The organism is Streptomyces sp. WM6386, from assembly GCF_000972385.1.
Taxonomy (GTDB): Bacteria; Actinomycetota; Actinomycetes; order Streptomycetales; family Streptomycetaceae; genus Streptomyces.
Window position 1 is genome coordinate 13,739 of the sequence record NZ_JXTE01000001.1, and the last position, 21,506, is coordinate 35,244.

Sequence of the window (21,506 nt, forward strand, 5' to 3'; positions counted from 1 at the left end):
GAAGCACACATGAGTGACAAGCCGCTCGCCGGAATCAAGGTGATCGACTTCACCGGGGTCCAGGCCGGCCCCGCCTGCACACAGATGCTCGCCTGGTTCGGCGCCGACGTCCTGAAGGTGGAGCGTCCCAACGGCGGCGATGTGACTCGCCGTCAACTCCGGGACATCGAGGACCTCGACGCGCTCTACTTCACGATGCTCAACAGCAACAAGCGCTCCCTCGCCATCAACACCAAGACCACCGAGGGCAAGGAGGTCCTGGAGAAGCTCATCGAGGGCGCCGACGTCCTGGTGGAGAACTTCGCCCCGGGCGCCCTGGACCGGATGGGCTTCACCTGGGAGCGCATCCAGGAGCTCAACCCGCGCCTGATCTTCGGCTCGGTCAAGGGCTTCAACGACCAGTCGTCCTGGAACGACCTCAAGGTCTACGAGAACGTCGCCCAGTGCGCGGGCGGCGCCGCCTCCACCACCGGCTTCTGGGACGGCCCGCCGACCATCTCCGGTGCCGCCCTCGGCGACACCAACACCGGTATGCACCTGGCGATCGGCATCCTCACCGCGATCATCGACCGGGGCAGGACCGGCAAGGGCCAGAAGGTGTCCGTCTCCATGCAGGACGCCGTCCTCAACCTCTGCCGGGTCAAGCTGCGCGACCAGCAGCGCCTGGAGCGGGTCGGCTACCTGGAGGAGTACCCGCAGTACCCCAACGGCGAGTTCACCGACGTGGTGCCGCGCGGCGGCAACGCGGGCGGCGGCGGCCAGCCCGGCTGGGTGCTCAAGTGCAAGGGCTGGGAGACCGACCCGAACGCGTACATCTACTTCACCGTCCAGGAGCAGAACTGGAAGCGCACCGCCGAGGTCATCGGGCGCCCCGAGTGGGCCGAGGACCCGGAGTACGCCACCGCGCGCGCCCGTCAGTCGCACATCTTCGAGATCTTCGAGGAGATCGAGAAGTGGCTCGCGGACAAGACCAAGTACGAGGCCGTCGACATCCTGCGTGAGTGGGAGGTGCCCTGCGCCCCCGTGATGAGTATGAAGGAGATCGCCTACGACGAGGACCTGCGCCGCAGCGGCACCGTCGTCGAGGTCGAGCAGAAGGAGCGCGGCACCTATCTGACGGTCGGCAGCCCGGTGAAGTTCTCCTCCTTCAAGCCGGACGTCACCGGCGCCCCGCTGCTCGGCGAGCACAGCTCCGAGGTCCTGGTCGAGCTCGGCTACGACGAGGAGACCATCGGCCGGCTGAAGGAGAGCGGCGTCATCGTCTGACCCGAGTCCGACGACACGGAAGCGGCCGTGGCCTTCGGGCCACGGCCGCTTCCGTATGCGGTCCGCCGGGGCTCAGACCGAGGCCTCGGCCCGTCGCCGCATCAACTCCCGCTCCCGCTCACGGCGTGCGGTCACGTCCCGGATGACCGCACCGACGTACGTGCTGCCGTCGGGGCCCGGCAGCAGCACCACGCTGAACTCGATGGACAGTTTGCGGCCGTCCGCCGCCAGCGCGGGCACGTTCAGCAGGTCCGCGTCGCCGTACTTGGTGGAGCCGCGCTCCATGGCCTCCTCGAAGCCGTCCCAGTGCCGCTTGCGGTGCCGCTCGGGGATGATGACGTCCAGACTGCGCCCGTCCACATCGGCCGCCGAGAACCCGAAGATGCGCTCAGCCCCCCGGTTCCAGTAGCGGATCAGTCCTTCGCCGTCGATGATCACGATGCCGTCGGGCGCCTGGGCGGCCATACCCAGCACCACATCGGGATGCAGATCTTCCATGTCGCCTCCGAGCCGGGGCCGTTGGATGCTGAACGACTACAGGTCGGCAGTATACAGAGGATCGTATACAGGATCCAGGCCTCGAACGACTGAGGCGGGACCCCTCCGGCGCAGGGGGCGCTCCCCGCCGGTAGAGGTCCCGCCGTCGTGCAGCGGAGGGCCGGTCAGCCCTGGGTGGCCGCGCCCCGCAGGGTGATGCGGTCCGCCCCCGCGTGCACGTTCATGGAGGTGCCGTCCCGTGGCGGCGAGTTGGGCCGTCTCATGCGGCGGTCCGGTGGGCGAGGAGGTCGCTGATGGCGTGGACGGTACGGAGGGTGGGGACGTCCGTGTCGGTGATGTCGGCCAGCTCCACGACCGCGGCGAGGAGGACGTCGAGTTCGAGAGGCTTGCCCGCCTCCAGGTCCTGGAGGGTGGAGGTGCGGTGGTCGCCGACGCGTTCGGCGCCGGCCAGCCGTCGCTCGATGGAGATCCCGATGTCGCAGCCGAGTGCCTCGGCGACGGCCAGAGTCTCCTGCATCATCGTTTCGATGACTTGGCGGGTGCCACCGTGGTGGCACATCTGGCGCATGGTGGCGCGGGCCAACGCGCTGATCGGGTTGAAGCTGATGTTGCCGAGCAGCTTGAGCCAGATGTCGTTGCGCAGGTCGGGTTCGACGGGGCACTTGAGTCCGCCGGCCTTCATGGCCTCGCTGAAGGCCTGGCAGCGCTTGGAGGTCGACCGGTCCGGTTCGCCGATGGAGAAGCGGGTGCCTTCCAGGTGGCGGACCACGCCCGGGCCTTCGAGTTCGGTGGCGGCGTAGACCACGCAGCCGATGGCGCGTTCGGGGGCGAGCACCGCACTGACCGCCCCTTGCGGATCCACGCTGTCGATGCGGTGGCCGTCATACGGGCCGCCGTGTTGGTGGAAGTACCACCAGGGGATGCCGTTCTGGGCGGCGATGACGGCCGTGGTGTCGTTCAGGAGTGGCTCGATGAGCGGCCCGCACGCCGCGTACGAGTTGGCTTTGAGCCCGAGGAAGACGTAGTCGACGGGCCCGATCTCCTGGGGGTTGTCGGTGGCGTGGGTGTGGGCGGTGAAGTCCCCGCGGGGGCTGAGGACTTGTACGCCGTCGCGCCTCATGGCCGCGAGGTGCGGTCCACGGGCGATGAGGTGGACGTCGGCGCCTGCGCGGTGCAGGGCGGCGCCGACGTAGGCGCCGATGGCTCCGGCGCCGAGGACTGCGACTTTCACTGGGTGGCGCTCCGTTCGGTCGAGGGTGTACCGCGGAACTGTCGAAATCTGTCGACGAAATATTGTCTACAGGATGGAACGAGTACCAGCAAGAGTTTGGGACGGCACCCGGACGGCCGCCCGTGGCGCGTCAGAAGCGCGGGCCGTTTGCTCATCCGCGCTCGTGAGCTGCTGGTACGGCCCACCGGTGAGGGCCCAACTCCCGGGTGTCCAGCGGTTTGTGCGCCGTAGACTGTAGGCGAAAGCCAATCCATACTTGGCTCTCGCATACAGCGATGACGCTGCTGAGGAGGGCCCGTGATGTTGTCGACGACAGGACTGCCGCAGGGTGCGGTGCCCAAGCTCGAACGCCCCGGCCCGCTGCGCGACCGTGTCTACGAGGCACTGCTCGAACTCATTACGACCCGAGCGCTGCAACCAGGTCAGCACCTGGTCGAGAGCGAGCTCGCCGGCCACCTCGGAGTCTCCCGGCAGCCCGTACGCGAGGCACTGCAGCGCCTCAGCACCGAGGGATGGGTCGATCTGCGGCCCGCCCAGGGCGCGTTCGTGCACGAGCCCACCGAGGAGGAGGCCGACCAACTCCTCACCGTCCGCACGCTGTTGGAGGCCGAGGCCGCCCGGCTCGCCGCGGCCGACGCGGGGAAGGCCGCCATCGGCGTACTCGAGGAGATGTGCGCGGAAGGCGAGCGCGCGGTCGCCGCCGACGACGTGGACCGCGCGGTCACGATGAACGCCCGGCTCCACGCCAAGATCATGGAACTGGCCGGCAACGCCGTCCTCGCCGAGCTGGCGGCACAGGTCGACCGCCGGGTCCGCTGGTACTACACACCGGTCGCCCGGCAGCGCGGACGGCAGTCCTGGATCGAGCACCGTGAGCTGATCGCGGCGATCGCGGACCGCGACGAGCAGCGCGCCACGGCGGTCATGCGGGCCCACACGGAACACACCCGGAAGATGTACCACGAGCGCGACAAGTAGGGCTCCGATCGACCCTGGGTACAGTCCCCGCATGTCCGACGATCAGAGACCCTCGCCCCCCGGGGACCGGCTCGGCCACCTCCTGAAGCGGGTGCAGGTCAAGCCGGCCAGGGCCTTCGCCAGGGCCTCCGCCGGGGCGCTCGCGCCCCACGGGGTGGACGGTCACGAGCTGACAGTGCTCGCGGTGCTCTCGGGGGCGGCGTCGCTGTCGCAGGTGGAGGTGGCCGGGCGGCTCGGCGTCGACCGTACGACGATGGTGGCTCCTCGACGGCCTGGAGGATCAGGGGCCGGTCGAGCGGCGTCGGAGTCCGCGGGACCGGCGCAAGAACCTTCTCGAGCTGACGGCCGCGGGACAGGAGTGTCTGGGCCGGGCCGAGCAGGCGCGCCGGGCCGCCGAGGAACGTTTCCTCGCGCCGTTGGGGGAGGAGGCGGCGGCATCGTTCGTACGGGCCCTGCGGGTGCTGGCCGCGCAGGAGCAGGTCCGCGGATGCCCCTCTCTCTGCGTATTCGTTCCGTCGCTGGTGGTGAGCGCTCGGAGGCGCTCCGCACCGGGGCCCCTGAGCCCGTCCGAGGCACGGATATGCAGGTGAAAGGCGCCCCGAAAGCTTGGTATTGTTGTCCATGTCGCCGCCGGGAACATCTCCGGCCAGGCGACAGACACCTAGTCCGGGTGGCGGAATGGCAGACGCGCTAGCTTGAGGTGCTAGTGCCCTTTATCGGGCGTGGGGGTTCAAGTCCCCCCTCGGACACCAGCTGAGACCCCTGTTCATCAGGGGTCTTTTGCTTTGCCCGGGAGCTCGGCCGGCTGACGTCGCCCACGGCCTGCCGGGCCTCGCTGCGCACCGCCCCCATGCCGGCGACGGTCACCAGTACGATGCCCGCGCTCTGGGCCCACGAGGGCTGCTCGGCAAGGAGGACGAAGCCGACGACGGTCCCGATGGCGGGTTCCAGGCTCATCAGGGTGCCGAAGACAGTCGTGGGCAGATTGCGCAGGGCGACCATCTCGGCGGCGTACGGCAGGATCGGCAGCAGCAGCGCCGCCAATGCGGACAGGGCGAAGGCCTGCGGGTCCATGTGGCCGACGATGTGACCGGCGCCGGCGAACGGCAGCGTCACCGCGGAGGCCGCCGCCATCGAGACGGCCAGGCCGCCGAGGCCGGTGAACTGGGCGCCGACCCGTTTGGTCAGCAGGATGTAGCCGGCCCAGCCCGCCGCCGCCCCGAGCGCGAACCCGACTCCGGCCAGATCGACCTCACCGCTCCAGGGCCGCGTCAGGGCGAGCACGCCGGCCGCCGCGGTCAGCGGCCACAGGACGTCGATCCGGCGCCGCAGGCCCGCCACGGCCACCCCCAGCGGGCCGAGGAACTCCAGGGCCGTGGCAGTGCCCAGGGGGATGCGGACCACGGCCTCGAAGTAGAGCAGGGTGAGCAGTCCGCTGACCGCACCGAGCAGCAGGGCGGTGCCCACCTCGCGACGGTCGCGGCCGCGCAGGCGGGGCCGGGCGATGAGCCACAGGACGACTGCCGCCCAGGTCAGACGCAGCCAGGCGGTACCGGAAGGCGTGAACTTGTCGAAGAGGTGACTCGAGGTGCCGGCCCCGGTCTGCACACTGGCCATGGCCACCAGGGCGAGCGCCGTCCCCCGGTAGCGGGAACCTGTGTCCGGGTCGTGCGGGAGTTTCATGAGGCGCGGGCTCCATCGGCTGTGAGACCCGCCGGGTCGGCAGGGTCCGGAAGGTGGGCGACCAGGGCGGCGACCGGGTGCGCGCCGGCGCCTTTGACGCCCGCCAGGGCCACCTCGTGGCGGCCCTCGGCGAGAGCGAGCAGCCATGCGCCGACCTCGGGGTTCCAGGGCACGCCCAGTGCTTCGGCGTCGCGCTGCACCCGCTGCGGCCGGGTGGTCGCCTGCCGGGCGAGGTAGAGCTGTGCGCGATCGGGGTCGGCCGCGGGCAGTGTGGTGAGCCGGGCGGCGATGAAGTCGAGCCATCGGGCGTCCCCGTCCTCCAGGGCATCGCCGAGCAACACCCGCGCGTCCTCGGTGCGCAGCGGCAGTCCGCCCCGCTCGCAGGCCAGCCTGACCAGGACGCGGTCGCCGAACGAGACACCCAACGCATAGGCTTCCGGCGCCTGTTGGGCAAGCGCATCGGCATCGTCACAGCGCTCGAAGGCGAAGCGTACGGCGGGTGCGCTGCCCGAGGTCAGCAGCCGGCGCCACATGGGGGCATCGAGGGCCTGCCAGTCGGCGTCCGCGAACACCGTGAACAGGGCGGGCAGTTCGGCGAAGCGGGCCTCGGACACCAGGCGTCGGAACACCGCGGCGAAGCCCTCGATGCGAGGAGAGGGGCGCAGACAGGCGAGGGCCGCGGCCAGGTCGTGCAGAGTGCCGTCGGTGACGGCCTCGGCGACGGCCCCGTGGATCTCCCGGGCGTCGAGGCGGACCTCCACGTCGGCGAGGCGGGCCAGCTTGCGCAGCGGCCCGTGGCGGCCGCTCGCCAGGAGCGCGCGGATACCGGTGGCCGCGGCGTCCGCGTCGAAACGCACGGGAACGCCGGAGAGTTGACGCAGGTAGTCCACGGCGCCGAGGCGGCCGGCGGCCACCAGGACGTTGTACGACCGCAGGACCGTCTCCTCGTCGAGAGCGGGGTGCACCCCGGTCGCCGCGATGATCTGCTCGATGCCGCCGGCGTTGCCGCGTCGCGCCAGACGGGCGCAGGCCCGGTCGATGCGGGCGGGATCCGGACGGCCGGCCGGCGGCAGGTGCGCGTACAGGAAGCAGAAGTCGTCGACCACACCCCGCTCCAGTGCCCGGTCGGCCGCGCGGGCCACGGCCTGCGCGGACAGTGCGGTCATGACGGGAACGTATTTGTTCACCTGCTCAAGGACGTATATCTCATCCCTTTCGAGCAGCCATCGCGTCTGCGCGGCGAGGAATTCCGCGGGCAGTCGGGTGAGCTTCTCCGGGGCGTCCTCGGACAGTTGCTTGAGAAGATTTCGGTACGCGCGCACGGCCCTACCCCGCCAGCGCCAACTGCGCCGGCACGAAGGGCTGCAGGTGGCTGAAGTCGTGGTCGCGATTGAAGCGGACCATGGCCTTGCGCAGTTCGGGATCGTAGCCCTCGCGGCCGCGGAAGTCCGTGCTCTCGTCGGCGAGTTCCTCGCTCCACAGGCCCGTGTAGACGGGCAGCCCCAGGGAATGTCCGGCCACCACGACGTCGAAGATTCCCTGAATGGTGGGCGGGGTCCAGTCGCCCGGCTGTGTGGTCTGCTGCAGATGGGAACCCTCGGCCACATAGGTGGGCGTCAGATAGATCACCAATTCGGTGCCGTGACGGTCGCAGAGCTCCTTCAGATACTCCATCGTGGCGACGGCCTCGCGCACACCGTGTTCGTCCGTCATCCGCGGCGCCGGCTTGATCAGGACGTACGAGGTGAGCCGGATCCCCAACTCGCCGAGGAGCGCGACCCGGTCCTCCATCACCCGGCGGGAGATCTTCTTCTTCAGGACGGTCTGCCGGATGAAGTCGTCCTGCGTCTCGAAGCCGACCGTCACGTCGAGCCGGGGAGCGTGGGTGGTCCTGGCGATGTGCTCCAGGTAGTCACGCTTGACGTACTCCGGGCGCGTCTCGATGGACAGGACCTCGAGGTTCTCCATCTCCCGGGCGCGGTGCAGCAGATGGTCGACGGACTCGCGGTGGAAGCGCCTCGGATCGAGAGCGGATCCCTCGTTGCCGAAACACAGCTGGCGGAATCCGCCCAGTTCACCGGCCTTGGAGTCGAAGACATGGTCGATCTGGTTGTTGATCTGCTCGGCCGTCACCTCGAACGACGCCGAGCGGGTGGGCAGCGCACAATACGTGCACTGGAACTGGCATTTCGTCGTGTAGAACGACAGGACCAGGTCACGCTTTCCGAGGAACTTCCGGGTGCCGACATAGAGCGGTGTGTTCGGGTCGTGGTTCTCGTTGTTCTCGGACATCCTCAAACCTCCGTGGGTGTACGGCCGTTCGGCTCTGGGGCGGGCGTTCAGCGCCACGGATGCAGAATGATTTTTCCGCATTCCCTGGTGAGCTGGAGTTTCCAGGCCTGCTCGATCTCGTCGAGCGGAAAGGTGTGCGTGATGAACCGGTCGATGAGCGGGCCCGTACGGGAAATGGCGTCGAGCATTCCCGGGGCGTGCTGCAGATACAGGTCGAGACTGCCGTAGAGGGTGACGCCCTTCTGGATGAGGTCCTGGTCGACGTGGAGCGACAGTTCGCCGGACTCCCCGAGGAAGGTGACCCGCCCGCCGCGCCCCGCGGCATCCAGTCCGAACCGCTGGTGGCCGGCCTGCGCCGAGCAGTCGATGACATGGTCGACGCCCTTGCCCCCGGTGAAGTCCCGTACGGCGGCCAGGGCCGAGTCCGGTGTCCCCAGGTCGACGATCAGCTCCGCGCCCAACTGCCGTGCCAGCTCCCGGCGGTAGGGGCTGCGGCCGGCGCAGATCACCCGGGCAGCCCTGGCCTGCCCGTTGATCACGGCGCCGAGCCCTACCTGACCGAGCCCGGTGACCAGGACCGTGTGGCCGGCGGCGACCCCCATGTTCTCCATCGCCGTGTACGTCGCGCCCATCCCGCAACAGGCCATCGCGGCATGCTCGTACGGCATCCCGTCGGGGATCCGAAGCAGCAGACGCTCCCGCTTGATCATGTACTGAGCGAAGCCGCACTCACCCGAGTCGCCCGAGCACACCGCGAGGGGATCCTCGGTGTCGGCGCAGTGCGCGTACCGCCCGGAGACACACAGCGCACAGCGCCCGCACGGATAGCCGCTGAGCACGACCACCCGGTCACCCGGCCCGAACGGGCTGCCCGGCCGGGCCTCGACCACCTCGCCGGCCGCCTCGTGACCCAGGGAGTCCCAGCGGTTGCGGTCGCGGAAGTCCCCGTGCTCATACGCCAGATGCTCATTGCACATCGGGGCCGCGACCACTTTCACCAGGACGTAGTCCTCGGCGATCCGCGGCAACGGCTTCTCGATGATCCGGCTGACGCCGGGTCCGTCCAGTGCGGCGACTTTCATGCGTGCCTCTTCGGCCATGGTCGGTGCTCCAGGAGGTCGGGGAGGGCTTCGGTCCGGGCCCGGGGGCAGTGCGAACAGCCCTTGTGGCATGCCTGATCGGTGATCCGGGGACGGTGCGCGCGCACCGTGCGCTGCTCGTACGTGGCCGGCGCACCGCAGGGGTGGGGGTGCGGCCGGCGACCGCCGCCGCGCGGCTGCACGGCACGCGGATCCCGACGCCTTGTCCGGAGGCCGGCTGGTGCGGGGCTCCGTTGCCGCGTCGGATCCGCTGGAGCGATCGCTTAGAGTCTCTGCGGATCCGCTAGGGGACGACTCGACCGACGGCGGAGCCCTCGCCCTCCTGGGGGCGATGGGCAGCAGCGGGGCAGGCAAGGGGTTGCCGCAGGTCTGGGGCAGGATGGCACCCATGGGACAGACTCCGAACCCTGTCGATGCCCTCGTGGTCGGCGCCGGAGCCGCCGGAGCGGTGCTCGCGGCACGGCTCAGCGAGGACCCCGACCGGAGCGTGCTGCTGATCGACACGGGTGAAATGCCCCGCGGGGAGGCGGAGTTCGGCCCCGACCTGCTGGACGCACGACTCGTGCCGGGCGCGCGGCCCGGCCATCGCGCCACGACCTGGTATCCCGTGCACCTGACCCCACGGCGCCCGTGGCAGGTCCCGCGCGGGCGCGGTCTGGGCGGCTCCACCACCGTCAACGGCGGCTACTTCGTACGGGCCCGGCGCGCGGACTTCGACCGGTGGGCCGCCGCGGGCAGTCCCGCCTGGGCCTACGACCAGGTCCTGCCGTTCCTGCGGGACCTGGAGAACGACCTCGACTTCGGCCAGGACGCTTCGCACGGCGGCTCCGGCCCGGTCCCCGTACGTCGTGGCCCCCTGACGCACCCGGCGGCGCGGGCCTTCCGGGACGCCGCCCGCCATCTCGGTTTCCCGGCCGAACCCGACAAGAACGACCAGGCTCCGCCCGGGTTCGGCCCCGTGCCCTCGAACGCGGTCGACGGTATACGCCATAACGTCGGCCTCGGCTATCTGCCGCCGGAGGTCATGGACCGCCCGAACCTGCACGTCCTCGGTGGCTGCCGCGCCCTGCGGGTGGTCGTCGACAGCGGCCGTGCCACCGGCGTCCTCGTGGAGCAGGAGGGGGCGCGCCGCACGCTGGACGCGAGGACCGTCGTGCTCAGTGCCGGAGCGTTCGCCACCCCGCACCTGCTGCTGCTCTCCGGCATCGGCCCCGCCGCCGACCTCGTACGCCACGGCATCCCCGTCGTCCGTGACCTCCCCGCCGTCGGCGCCCGCCTCGGCGACCACCCCCAACTGGTCCTGGACTGGAAGCCGCGCGACGACCTCGGTGAGCCGGCCGACACCTGGCTGGGCGGCTGTCTGCACCGAGCCTCGGCGGGAGGGTCCGACGGACCGGGCGACATCGAGGTCCTCCAGTCCCTGGTGCCCATGGCCGGGTTGGTCGAGGGAGTCGTGCGGGTGCCGGGCGCCCCACTGTCGTTCCTCGTCTCCGTGCAGCCGTCCCGGCCGGGCGGCACGCTGCGGCTGACCTCCGCGGACCCCGACGGTATGCCGCACATCGCATACGGTTTTCTGACCACCGGCGACGACTTCCGGCGGCTGCGCGAGGCCGTCCGCCTGACCGCGGCGCTGCTCGACAGCCCGCAGCTGGCAGCGGTGTCCGAGGGGCTGCTGGATCCCGGCCTGGCGGTTCTCGACGACGACCGGGCGCTGGACCGGTGGATCTCCGAGCACCTGAGTACCAGTCAGCACACTTGCGGCACCGTGCCGATGGGACCAGCCGACGACCTCCGGCATGCCGCGGTGGACCAGTTCGGGCGCGTCCACGGCGTACGAGGGCTACGGGTGGCCGACACCTCGATCCTGCCGGACACCCCCCACCGGGGACCGGCGGCGACGGCCGTGCTCATCGGCGAGGTCGTCGCCGATGCGATCCGCCGGGAGCTGCCGTGAAGCCCCCCTCACCGGGGCGACGGAAAATCGGGTGACCCGCCCGTCCCCGTCTCCCTACACTCGCCACACGTCGCGCACCGCCCACGCCGGGCCGGTGCGCGTGTCATGACGAGGACCGACGAGTGAGGGGAGACCGGCCGTGTGTGACCGCGCCGCTGTCGTCGTTCCCCCGTCGTCGTACGACGTGATCCTCGTGTCCTGCTCCGTCCGGTGCCCGCTGCGCGGCCGGTACCGGATGCCCCGGACACACGCCTGACCCTCAACAGACCCCGCACGTCAATGCGTTGACGTGCCGTCAGGTCAGCCCTGTCCGGGAATCGCGCCGCCCTGTCACACATCATCCGAAAGGCCATGGGCCGTGCGCACCAACCTCGACACCCTCGCCGTCGTCCGCAACCTGGGCATCCTCGCCCACGTCGACGCCGGCAAGACCACCGTCACCGAGCGGATCCTCTACGCCACCGGAACCACCCACCGGCGTGGCGAGGTCCATGACGGCACGACCGTCACCGACTTCGACTCGCAGGAGCGCGACCGCGGCATCACGATCTTCGCGGCGGCGGTCAGTTGCGCCTGGGACGGCCACCGGATCAACCTGATCGACACCCCGGGACACGTCGACTTCGCCGACGAGGTGGAGCGTTCGCTGCGGGTGCTCGACGGGGCGGTCGCGGTGTTCGACGCCGTCGCCGGCGTCGAGCCGCAGAGCGAGTCGGTCTGGCGGCAGGCCGACCGGTACGGCGTACCGAGGATCGCCTTCGTCAACAAGCTGGACCGCGCGGGCGCCGACCTCGACACCGCCGTCGAGTCGATCCGGGAGCGACTGCACCCGGCCCCGCTGGTCCTGCAGCTGCCCATCGGTGCGCAGGACGCGTTCCGCGGGGTCGTGGACCTGGTGCACATGCGGGCGCTGACCTGGACCGACGGCGGCGACATGGTCGTAGCGGACATTCCCGAGGAGCTGCGGGAGGAGGCGCGGCGACGGCGTCGACTGCTGGAGGAGGCGGTGGCCGAACTGCATTCGGCCGCGCTGGAGGAATTCTGTATGCAGTCGACGCTCGACACGGGGACGCTCGTCGACGGCCTGCGTGACCTCACCCGCACCGGCGACGCCGTCGTCGTGCTGTGCGGCTCGGCCTACCGCAACCGTGGGATCGAGCCGTTGCTGGACGCGGTCGTGGCGTATCTGCCGTCGCCGCTCGACGTGCCGCCCGTGCACGGCACCCTGGGCGACACCCGGCAGGAACGGCCCGCCGACCCGGCGGCGCCCTTCGCGGCGCTGGTGTTCAAGGTGAACGCCACACCGACCGGGCGGCTCGCCTATCTCCGGGTGTACTCCGGAACGATCGAGAAGGGAGACATGGTGATGGACGCGGGCGCGCGGCGCGGCGTGCGCGTCGGACGGATCCTGCGCGTACAGGCCGACCGGCACGCCCAGTTGGACCGGGCGGTCGCGGGCGACATCGTCGCGGTCGTCGGGCTGAAGTCCGTCCGCGCCGGGTCGACCCTCTGCGCGCCGGACGCCCCGCTCGTCCTCGAACCGGCGAGCGTCGCCGAACCGGTCGTCTCCGTCGCGGTCGAGGCCGTCAGGTCCACCGACACCGACCGGCTGGCCTCGTCGCTCGCGAGGCTCGCCGAGGAGGACCCGTCGCTGGTCGTGCGGACCGACCCGGAGACGGGGCAGACCGTGCTGTCCGGCATGGGCGAACTGCATCTCGAGGTCGCGCTGGAGAAGGCGCGGCGGGACCACGGGCTGGACGTCAACGCCGGCCGGCCCCGGGTCGCACACCGCGAGACCGTCGGGCGCGGCGTGTCGGGGCATGTCTTCCGGCACGTCAAACAGGACGGTGGCGCGGGGCAGTTCGCCCATGTCGTCCTCGATGTGGAGCCGCTGGGAGTCGATGCCGGGTTCGAGTTCCGCTCGGCCGTCGTCGGTGGCCGGGTGCCGCAGGAGTACGTCCGGGCGGTCGAGGCCGGCTGCCGGGACGCCCTGACCGAGGGGCCGCTCGGCGGGCACCCGGTGACGGGGCTGCGGGTCACCCTGACGGACGGGGCGACGCATGTGAAGGACTCCTCCGACACGGCCTTCCGCACGGCGGGCCGGTTCGGACTCCGGGAGGCTCTGCGGGCCTGCGCGATGGTCCTCCTTGAGCCGGTGGCCGAGGTCACGGTCACGGTGCCCGACGCCGCCGTCGGGGGAGTTCTCGGCGACCTGGCGGCACGGCGCGGCCGGGTCTCCGGCTCGGTGACGCGGTCCGGCTCGGCGGTCGTCACCGCTACCGTGCCGCTGGCCGAACTCTTCGGCTATGCGACCCGGTTGCGCAGCCGAACCCAGGGCCGCGGCACCTTCACGGCCCGGCCCACCGGGTACGCCCCGGCGCCGACGCCGGCGACCCTGGCGGCGGACCGGCGCTAGCAGGGCCAGAGCGGCCCCTCCCCGACACGGGGAGGGGCCGCCTGCTCCTCGTTCAGGAAGTGAACGACCGGCACCAGAGCGCACCTTCTTGTCGAACTCCCGCCGCTCAACCCCTTGACGTCCCGAACCCGTGGCATTTAACTCACGTCCTAAATTAAGCCGTGAGTGCATTCCCTGAAGGGACACCAGGAGCCATGCGCAGCATCCGAGCCGCGGCCGTAGGCGCCGTCACCCTGTCTCTCGCCCTGGCCGCATCGGCCTGCGGAGGCGGTTCGTCGACGGGCGGCGGGTCCAACGACTCGCCGAAGACGCTCACTTACTGGGCCTCCAACCAGGGGGCGAGCATCGAGGTCGACAAGAAGGTCCTCCAGCCCGAGCTCGACAGGTTCGAGAAGCAGACCGGCATCAAGGTGAAACTGGAGGTCGTGCCCTGGTCGGACCTGCTCAACCGCATCCTCACCGCGACCACCTCGGGCCAGGGCCCCGACGTCCTCAACATCGGCAACACCTGGAGCGCCTCGCTGCAGGCCACCGGCGCACTCCTGCCGTGGGACGCCGAGAACTTCGCGAAGATCGGCGGCAGGGACCGCTTCGTCGACTCCGCGCTCGGCTCCACGGGCGCGGAGGGCAAGGACCCCTCCGCGGTGCCGCTGTACTCGATGGCGTACGCCCTCTACTACAACAAGAAGATGTTCGCCGACGCCGGCATCGCGCAACCCCCCGCGACCTGGGCGAATTTGGCCGCGGACGGCAAGAAGCTCTCCAAGGACGGCAAGTGGGGCCTGGGAGCGGAGGGTTCGAACCCGTCGGAGAACATCCACCACGTCTTCGTCTTCGCCCAGCAGCACGGCGCCGACTTCTTCACCGCCGAGGGCAAGCCCGACTTCACCAGCGACGGGGTCGTCACCGCGGTCAAGCAGTACGTCGACCTGATGGCCAAGGACAAGGTCATCGCGCCCGGCAACGCCGAGTACGCCCAGAACCAGTCCGTCAGCGACTTCGCCAAGGGCAAGACGGCGATGCTCCTGTGGCAGTCCGCCTCCGCCAACCTCAAGTCCCAGGGCATGAGCGAGGACGACTACGGCATCGCCCCCGTGCCCGTGCAGTCCGGCACCCCGGGCACCGGCGCTCAGGTCAACTCGATGGTCGCAGGCATCAACCTGGCCGTCTTCAAGAACACCGACAACCTCGACGGCGCCACGAAGTTCGTGAAGTTCATGACCAGCGACGCGGAGCAGAAGATCCTCAACACCGCGTACAGCTCGATACCGCCGGTCAAGGCGGCCCAGGCGGACAGCGCCTTCAACACGCCCGCCAACGCCGTCCTGAAGGACACCCTCGCCAAGAGCGCAGCCGCGTTGCCCCAGGTCGCCGACGAGTCGCAGTTCGAGACAGCGGTCGGTACGGCCGTCAAGGGTTTGTTCGCCGACGCGGCCGCCGGACGCGCCGTCACCACCGACTTGGTGAAGGCGGCGCTGGACAAGGCCCAGCAGCAGATGCCGGCCGCCTGATGACCACAACTCTGGAACGCGCCGAACCCAAGGCGCCGTCCGGCGAGAAGCGCACCCCACGCCCCGGCCGCATCCGCCGTATCGGACTGCCGTATCTTCTCCTGCTGCCCGCCCTGCTCCTCGAACTCCTGGTCCACCTGGTGCCGATGGGCGTCGGCATCGTGATGAGCTTCAAGGAGCTCACGCAGTTCTACATCCGCGACTGGGGCACCGCGCCCTGGTCCGGGCTCGACAACTTCAAGGTGTCGGTGGACTTCGACGCCCCCGTCGGCGAGGCCCTGCTGCACTCCTTCCTCGTCACCGTCGCCTTCACCCTGCTGTCGGTCGCCCTGTGCTGGCTGATCGGCACCGCGGCGGCGGTCTTCATGCAGGACACCTTCCGCGGCCGGGGCCTGCTGCGGGCGCTGTTCCTGGTGCCGTACGCCCTGCCGGTCTACGCGGCCGTCATCACCTGGGTGTTCATGTTCCAGCACGACAACGGCCTGGTGAACCACGTCCTGCACGACCAGCTGCACCTCACCGACAAGCCCTCCTTCTGGCTCATCGGCGACAACAGCTTCTACGCGCTGCTGATCGTGTCGGTGTGGAAGGGCTGGCCGTTCGCCTTCCTCATCGTCATGGCCGGACTCCAGAACATCCCGAAGGAGTTGTACGAGGCGGCCGCCCTCGACGGCGCCGGAGTGTGGCAGCAGATCCGCCGCATCACCCTGCCGTCGCTGGGCGCCGTCAACCAGGTGCTGATCCTGGTGCTGTTCCTGTGGACGTTCAACGACTTCAACACGCCGTACGTCCTGTTCGGCAGGTCCGCCCCCGAGGCCGCGGACCTCGTCTCGGTCCACATCTACCAGGCCTCGTTCGTCACCTGGAACTTCGGCACCGGTTCCGCCATGTCCGTACTCCTGCTGCTGTTCCTGCTGCTCGTGACGGGCGCCTACCTCACCGTCACCTCGCGCGGACGGAGGGCCACGCGTGCGTAACTCCCCGATGGCACCGCCGCGTTCGTTCCTCTGGTCCCGGCGGATCTTCCTCACCCTGCTCTGCGGCTTCGTGCTGGTGCCGGTGTACGTGATGGTCTCCAGCTCGCTGAAGCCCCTCGCCGACGTCACCGGCAAGTTCCGCTGGATACCGAGTGAGTTGACGATCCGCCCGTACATCGACATCTGGTCCACGGTCCCGCTCGCCCGGTACTTCGTGAACTCGCTGATCGTGGCGGGCGCGGCGACGGTCTGCTCGGTGGTGATCGCGGTGTTCTCCGCGTACGCGGTGAGCCGCTACGACTTCCGCGGCAAACGCGTCTTCACGGTCACCGTCCTGTCGACGCAGATGTTCCCGGGCATCCTCTTCCTCCTCCCGCTGTTCCTGATCTACGTCAACATCGGCAACGCCACCGGCATCGCCCTGTTCGGCTCGCGCGGCGGGCTGATCCTGACGTATCTGACCTTCTCCCTGCCGTTCTCGATCTGGATGCTGATCGGGTACTTCGACTCGGTGCCGCGCGACCTGGACGAGGCGGCGCTGGTCGACGGCTGCGGGCCGCTGCGGGCGCTGTTCCGGGTCGTGGTGCCGGCCGCGATCCCCGGCATCGTCGCGGTCGCCGTCTACGCCTTCATGACCGCCTGGGGCGAGGTGCTGTTCGCGTCGGTGATGACCAACGACACCACCCGCACCCTCGCCGTCGGACTCCAGGGCTACTCCACGCTCAACGACGTGTACTGGAACCAGATCATGGCCGCCTCGCTGGTGGTGAGCGTGCCGGTGGTGGCCGGCTTCCTGCTCCTGCAGCGCTATCTCGTCGCGGGGCTGACGGCGGGTGCCGTCAAGTGACCAACCTCGAAAGGGATTTCGTGACCATCGACCTCGCCGCACTCCCGCAGGACTTCCTGTGGGGCACGGCCACTTCGGCGTACCAGATCGAGGGAGCCGTGGCGGAGGACGGCCGTTCGCCGTCGATCTGGGACACCTTCGCGCACACCCCCGGGAAGATCGCCGGGAACGACCACGGCGACGTCGCCTGCGACCACTACCACCGCTGGCGCGAGGACATCGCGCTCATGCGTCAACTGGGCACCAACGCCTACCGGTTGTCGATCGCCTGGCCACGCGTGCTGCCGGGCGGCGACGGACCGGTCAACGCCAAGGGCCTGGACTTCTACGACGAGTTGATCGACGGCCTGCTGGACGCGGGCATCACCCCGTCCGTCACCCTCTACCACTGGGACCTGCCCCAGGCGCTCCAGGACCGGGGCGGCTGGCCCGAGCGGGAGACCGCCGAGCACTTCGCCGCGTACGCCTCCGTCGTGGCCGGGCGACTGGGTGACAGGGTCAGCCACTGGACCACGCTCAACGAACCCCTGTGCTCCGCCTGGATCGGCCACCTCGAAGGCAAGATGGCCCCCGGGTTCACCGATCTGACCGCCGCGGTGCGCGCCTCGTACCACCTCCTGCTGGGCCACGGACTGGCCACCCAGGCCATCCGGGCGGCCGTCCCCGCCGCCGAGGTCGGCATCGTCAACAACCTCTCCACCGTGCACCCCGCCACCGACCGTCCGGAGGATCTCGCCGCCGCCCGCCGGATGGACGGCCACACCAACCGCTGGTGGCTGGACCCGATCCACGGCCGCGGCTTCCCCGAGGACATGCGGAAGCTGTACGTCGTCGAACTCCCCGAGCGTGCGGGCGACTTGGAGACGATCGCCGCCCCGCTCGACTGGCTCGGCCTCAACTACTACTTCCCGGCCACCGTCGCCGACGACCCCAGCGGCCCGGCCCCGCACGCCCGTTCCGTACGCCGCCTCGGCGTGCCCCGCACCGCAATGGACTGGGAGATCGACGCGAGCGGCATCGAGGCCCTGCTGCTCCGCCTCACCGACGAGTACGGCGCCCGCAAGCTGTACGTCACCGAGAACGGCTCCGCCTACCCGGACGTCGTACGCCCCGACGGCACCGTCGACGACCCCGAGCGGCAGGACTACCTCGCCGGGCACCTCGCCGCCTGCGCCTCCGCCGCCCGCCGGGGCGCCCCGCTGGCCGGCTACTTCGCCTGGTCGCTGCTGGACAACTTCGAGTGGGCCTACGGCTACGGCAAGCGTTTCGGCCTGGTCCACGTCGACTACCCGACCCAGACCCGCACCATCAAGGGCTCCGGACACCGGTACGCGGAGATCATCCGCGACCATCGGGGACGGGGGCGGGGACGGCACGCGGCCTGAGCAAGGTGGTACTACGCCCGTAAGGGCGCGGAGTCGCCGAGCGGAGCGTCGTGGAGAGGGGAAGAGGGCCGGGCGGATCGCCCAGCCCTCTTCCCCCGCGCCGCGAGAGCCGCACTTAATACGTTGCCGCAGGCCAGGCCGGGTGAAAGCCTCACGCCATGCCCACCTTCACCACCCCCGACGGCACCACCCTCGCCTACCACGCGACCGGCGAAGGACCGCCCCTGGTCTGCCTCCCCGGCGGCCCGATGCAGGCCTCGGCCTACCTCGGCGACCTGGGCGGCCTCAGCGCGCACCGCACCCTGATCCGTCCGGACCTCAGGGGCACCGGCGACTCGGCGACCCCCGAGGACCCGGCGTCGTACCGCTGCGACCGTCAGGTCGACGACGTCGAGGCACTGCGCGAGGAACTGGCCCTGGACCACTTGGACGTGCTGGCCCACAGCGCGGGCGCCAACCTGGCCGCCCTCTACACGGCCCGCCACCCCGACCGAGTGGCACGCCTCGCCCTGATCACGCCGAGCGTCTACGCGGTCGGCATCGACATCACCGCCGAGGACCGCCTGAGCACGGCCCGACTGCGTCAGGGCGAGGAGTGGTACGACGAGGCGTACGCGGCCCTGGAAGCGATCACCGAGGGCCGCGCGACCCCCGACTCCTGGGAGGCCGTCGCTCCCTTCTGGCACGCCCGCTGGGACGACGAGGCGAAGGCCGTCCGGGCGGCCGAGGGCGAGCAGCGCAACGACGAGGCGGCGGCCGTGTACGGCTCCGACGGCGCCTTCGAGCCGGAGGCCACGCGGGCGGCGCTGGGCGGATTCGCGGGGCCGGTGCTGGTGCTGGCCGGGGAGGTGGATCTCGCGGGGCCGCCGCAGGCGATGAGGGAGTACGCCGAGCTGTTCCCGGACGCCGAGTCGGTGGTGCAGAGCGGTGCGGGGCACTTTCCGTGGCTGGACGGTGCGGAGAGGTTCGTGACGGCGGTGGTGTCGTTCCTGGGCTCGACGGATCCCGTCTGAGGTGCGCTGTGCCCATGGCGGGGCAGGCTTCTTGGACTCCCCCTTCCGCTCGCCGTCATCATCCATCCCCATGTGGAGTGAATGGAGTTCGGCGGAGCGATCGCGTACCGCAGCAGGACCCTCGGCACATCGACCGGCCATTCGGGAAGATCGCTGTACTCGGCAATTCAGGCCGTCGTTCCGGCCTCGCTCAGGAACGCGCTCGGGTGCCCGTGCCATGACACGTACAGGCTGTCCCGCCCCCGTGTGCAGGCCACGAACAGCAGGCACCGTTCGGCCATGAGGTCCGCCTCATGCTGGAGCCGGTCCACCTCAGGTGGTGTGAGGGCGCTCGGGTTGGGCAGCGCCGCGTCGTGCACGCCGATCACGGCCACGCAACGGAACTCAAGGCCCTTGAACGCGTGCATGGTGCCGATGCGCACCGCGTCAGTACCTTCCGGAGCGTCGGGGCGCAGTCGAACCGCGGGCAGCCCCGCAGCCCGCAAGCGCGTCACGGCCTTGTCGCAGACCTTGTTGAACCGGGCGCTGATCCCGATCTCTGCAGGGGCGATCCCGCTGTCGAGCCAACCCCGCACCCGATCGACGAGCGCGGTGAGTTCCGCGTCCTCCGTGGCCGCACCGCGCAGATCGGGGCCGTCGCCGTGCAGGGCCGAGCGATAGCCGAGAAGCGTCTCGTTGCGCGAGTCGTCGGCCAACTCCTCAAACGGGCGGCCGACGAGGAGGGCGGTGGACCAGCTGAGAATCTCGTGCGTGGAGCGGTAGTTCTTGCGCATCTTCGTGGCGCGGCCCGCGACATTGATTCCGACAGCCTTCAGCGACACCTTCGAATCGTAGATACGTTGATGGGGATCGCCCGCGATGAACAGGTCGTCCGGTCGCGGCGGGACTGCCGCACGCAGTAGCCGCCACTGGGCCGGGTGCAGGTCCTGGGCCTCGTCGACCACCACATGCCGGTAGCGGGGCCCCTCCTGCTCCAGAAGGTCGGCGGCCTCCGCGCATGTGCCGAGGTAGGTGCGCAGACCGTCGGCGCCCAGCCGTTCCGTGAACTCCTGGATGGTCCGCCATACCAACGGCCGTTTCGACGCGGCCAGTGCGCTGCCGCGCCCGCGCCGCTCGCACGCTTCGTACGCCTCCAAGGTGCGCAGGTCCTGGGCCAGGACCACATGCTTGTACTCCTGTGCGAGAAACTGCGCCGTCCCGCCGAAGGCCGTCACCTGAGCCGCCTGCTCCCAGCGAGACTCCTCCTCGCCACCCCGCAACGGCCGTCGCGAGGTCGACACGACCCGGCCGGCGAAGGCGTCGACGGTCATGATGTCCACACGGTCGCGCAGCGTCTCGTCCTCGACGAGAGCGGCAAGGCCCGTGCGCAGCGCCGCAACGAGAGCGTTCGTGTACGTGGTCAACAGGACACGTTCACCGTCGCGCAGATAACGCAGGAGATGACGTACGCGGTGCAGGGCGACGACAGTCTTGCCGGTTCCCGGGCCGCCGGTGACCTGGGAGGGGCCGGAGAACGAGGCACGGTAGGCGACCTTGTGCTGGGAGGGGTGAAGGAAGACCCGCCAGGCCGCGAACGGCTTGTCGAGGATGTCGCGCAACTCCTCGGAGTCCGCGACGACCGCGATACGTGTCCGGGTGCGGTGAATGGCCGTCGCATAGTCCGTCGGGTCCACCGGCTCCGCCGAGGCGGCGCCCGCGAGGCTGACGGCGACCACGTCCCGCCACACCTCCTCGACCGTGAACCCGGCCGCCAGATACTCCAGGACTTCCCGCTGGTCCTGCGGGAAGTACGGCGCGAACACCTCCAGTTGCTCCAGGTTCGTGAGCGCGCGGGCCTGGCGCAACGTGGTGTCATCGACCCCGAGCGCAGCCATGTCCCCGTCGGAGATCTTCGAGAAGAGGCGCCGGTCGGGCGCGGACGCGATCCGCTCGTAGGCGGGAGTCATCTCCTCAAGGGTGGCGATGTCACGGATCTCGACGGCCTGGGTGACGGTGTTGATGCTCGCTTTCTGTTTGACGGCCCAGGCGATGGCCTTGTCATGAGGCATCACCCGCAGGAGGACGAAAGTGTCGCCGCTGTCCGGTGCGAGAACGACCCCCCGCGTCCCCTGGTCGATCCGGATCGTGCGAATGTGCGGGTCCTTGGCCTGCTTCAGGGCCTCCAGCTTCAGACCCGGATCCTTGAACAGCTGGTCCAGCGTGAGCCGTTCGAACTTCTCCCAGGCCGCGAACACCCCCTCCCGCACCGAGCCCTGGAGCTTGCCGAGCTGGGCGCAGAAGCCGATGTCGAAGGCGAGGTGGGGCATGGGGGACAGTTCTCCTGACTCGGGTACGAGGGCTGCGCGGTAGAGGTGT

The 21,506-nt window shown here is 70.1% G+C and carries 15 protein-coding genes, 1 tRNA gene and 1 pseudogene; 10 read left to right on the forward strand and 7 right to left on the reverse strand.

The window, feature by feature from the left end:
• Positions 1-9 precede the first annotated feature (9 nt).
• Positions 10-1,266, forward strand: a complete 1,257-nt coding sequence (frc, locus tag TN53_RS00065) for a formyl-CoA transferase (protein ID WP_046256168.1) — start codon at positions 10-12, stop codon at positions 1,264-1,266.
• Between the two features lie 72 nt (positions 1,267-1,338).
• On the opposite strand, the gene TN53_RS00070 is transcribed toward frc, so the two are convergent.
• On the reverse strand, positions 1,339-1,764 hold the full coding sequence (locus tag TN53_RS00070) for a PAS domain S-box protein (protein ID WP_046256169.1): 426 nt from the start codon (positions 1,762-1,764) through the stop codon (positions 1,339-1,341).
• A gap of 259 nt (positions 1,765-2,023) precedes the next feature.
• A complete protein-coding gene (locus tag TN53_RS00075; protein WP_046256170.1) occupies positions 2,024-2,995 on the reverse strand; it encodes a 2-dehydropantoate 2-reductase in 972 nt (323 codons plus the stop codon).
• Between the two features lie 303 nt (positions 2,996-3,298).
• On the opposite strand from TN53_RS00075, the gene TN53_RS00080 reads away from it, so the two are divergent.
• Together TN53_RS00080 and TN53_RS00085 are read left to right on the forward strand one after the other, a co-directional pair.
• Entirely contained in the window at positions 3,299-3,973 is a 675-nt protein-coding gene (locus TN53_RS00080; protein WP_420719069.1) for a GntR family transcriptional regulator, read from the forward strand.
• A 664-nt stretch (positions 3,974-4,637) separates the two neighbouring features.
• Positions 4,638-4,725: transfer RNA gene (locus TN53_RS00085), tRNA-Leu, on the forward strand.
• A 163-nt stretch (positions 4,726-4,888) separates the two neighbouring features.
• Here TN53_RS00085 and TN53_RS49425 read toward each other — a convergent pair.
• The 4 genes and pseudogenes from TN53_RS49425 to TN53_RS47180 form a co-directional block, all read right to left on the reverse strand.
• Positions 4,889-5,656: pseudogene (locus tag TN53_RS49425) on the reverse strand (EamA family transporter); the annotation flags it as partial.
• A complete protein-coding gene (locus TN53_RS48095; protein ID WP_046256172.1) occupies positions 5,653-6,978 on the reverse strand; it encodes a hypothetical protein in 1,326 nt (441 codons plus the stop codon). The pseudogene TN53_RS49425 and the gene TN53_RS48095, both read right to left, overlap by 4 nt.
• Before the next feature lie 4 nt (positions 6,979-6,982).
• A complete protein-coding gene (locus TN53_RS00100) occupies positions 6,983-7,948 on the reverse strand; it encodes a radical SAM protein (RefSeq protein WP_046256173.1) in 966 nt (321 codons plus the stop codon).
• Between the two features lie 47 nt (positions 7,949-7,995).
• Positions 7,996-9,048: a zinc-dependent alcohol dehydrogenase gene (locus TN53_RS47180; protein WP_046256174.1), complete on the reverse strand. Its 1,053-nt coding sequence runs from the start codon at positions 9,046-9,048 to the stop codon at positions 7,996-7,998.
• A 388-nt stretch (positions 9,049-9,436) separates the two neighbouring features.
• Between TN53_RS47180 and mftG the strand changes: the two genes are divergently transcribed.
• From mftG to TN53_RS00140, 7 genes are all read left to right on the forward strand, one after another.
• Positions 9,437-11,002, forward strand: a complete 1,566-nt coding sequence (gene mftG / locus TN53_RS00110; RefSeq protein WP_046256175.1) for a mycofactocin system GMC family oxidoreductase MftG — start codon at positions 9,437-9,439, stop codon at positions 11,000-11,002.
• A gap of 358 nt (positions 11,003-11,360) precedes the next feature.
• On the forward strand, positions 11,361-13,418 hold the full coding sequence (gene fusA / locus TN53_RS00115; protein WP_046256176.1) for an elongation factor G: 2,058 nt from the start codon (positions 11,361-11,363) through the stop codon (positions 13,416-13,418).
• 194 nt (positions 13,419-13,612) lie between these two features.
• Complete coding sequence (locus TN53_RS00120) at positions 13,613-14,929, forward strand: ABC transporter substrate-binding protein (protein ID WP_046256177.1); 1,317 nt, start codon at positions 13,613-13,615, stop codon at positions 14,927-14,929.
• Positions 14,929-15,906 carry a carbohydrate ABC transporter permease gene (locus TN53_RS00125; RefSeq protein ID WP_046256178.1) on the forward strand — a complete coding sequence of 326 codons (978 nt, stop codon included), beginning with the start codon at positions 14,929-14,931 and terminating at the stop codon, positions 15,904-15,906. The genes TN53_RS00120 and TN53_RS00125 overlap by 1 nt, the downstream gene beginning before the upstream one ends.
• 7 nt (positions 15,907-15,913) lie before the next feature.
• Positions 15,914-16,753 (forward strand): carbohydrate ABC transporter permease, encoded by an 840-nt coding sequence (locus TN53_RS00130; RefSeq protein WP_046256179.1) that lies wholly within the window; start codon positions 15,914-15,916, stop codon positions 16,751-16,753.
• Between the two features lie 20 nt (positions 16,754-16,773).
• Positions 16,774-18,138, forward strand: coding sequence for a GH1 family beta-glucosidase (locus TN53_RS00135; RefSeq protein WP_046256378.1), 1,365 nt, complete (start codon positions 16,774-16,776; stop codon positions 18,136-18,138).
• 158 nt (positions 18,139-18,296) lie between these two features.
• The gene (locus TN53_RS00140; protein WP_046256180.1) at positions 18,297-19,151 is read left to right on the forward strand and encodes an alpha/beta fold hydrolase; all 855 of its coding nucleotides are present in this window, start codon (positions 18,297-18,299) and stop codon (positions 19,149-19,151) included.
• A 167-nt stretch (positions 19,152-19,318) separates the two neighbouring features.
• On the opposite strand, the gene TN53_RS00145 is transcribed toward TN53_RS00140, so the two are convergent.
• The gene (locus TN53_RS00145) at positions 19,319-21,457 is read right to left on the reverse strand and encodes a UvrD-helicase domain-containing protein (RefSeq protein ID WP_046256181.1); all 2,139 of its coding nucleotides are present in this window, start codon (positions 21,455-21,457) and stop codon (positions 19,319-19,321) included.
• Positions 21,458-21,506: the final 49 nt, after the last annotated feature.

What these genes read in the sequence shown, in the direction of transcription:
- frc (WP_046256168.1), top strand. Translation starts at nt 10, where the DNA reads ATGAGTGACAAGCCGCTCGCCGGAATCAAGGTGATCGACTTCACCGGG.
- TN53_RS00070 (WP_046256169.1), bottom strand. Translation starts at nt 1,764, where the DNA reads ATGGAAGATCTGCATCCCGATGTGGTGCTGGGTATGGCCGCCCAGGCG.
- TN53_RS00100 (WP_046256173.1), bottom strand. Translation starts at nt 7,948, where the DNA reads ATGTCCGAGAACAACGAGAACCACGACCCGAACACACCGCTCTATGTC.
- TN53_RS47180 (WP_046256174.1), bottom strand. Translation starts at nt 9,048, where the DNA reads ATGGCCGAAGAGGCACGCATGAAAGTCGCCGCACTGGACGGACCCGGC.
- mftG (WP_046256175.1), top strand. Translation starts at nt 9,437, where the DNA reads ATGGGACAGACTCCGAACCCTGTCGATGCCCTCGTGGTCGGCGCCGGA.
- TN53_RS00120 (WP_046256177.1), top strand. Translation starts at nt 13,613, where the DNA reads ATGCGCAGCATCCGAGCCGCGGCCGTAGGCGCCGTCACCCTGTCTCTC.
- TN53_RS00125 (WP_046256178.1), top strand. Translation starts at nt 14,929, where the DNA reads ATGACCACAACTCTGGAACGCGCCGAACCCAAGGCGCCGTCCGGCGAG.
- TN53_RS00130 (WP_046256179.1), top strand. Translation starts at nt 15,914, where the DNA reads ATGGCACCGCCGCGTTCGTTCCTCTGGTCCCGGCGGATCTTCCTCACC.
- TN53_RS00140 (WP_046256180.1), top strand. Translation starts at nt 18,297, where the DNA reads ATGCCCACCTTCACCACCCCCGACGGCACCACCCTCGCCTACCACGCG.
- TN53_RS00145 (WP_046256181.1), bottom strand. Translation starts at nt 21,457, where the DNA reads ATGCCCCACCTCGCCTTCGACATCGGCTTCTGCGCCCAGCTCGGCAAG.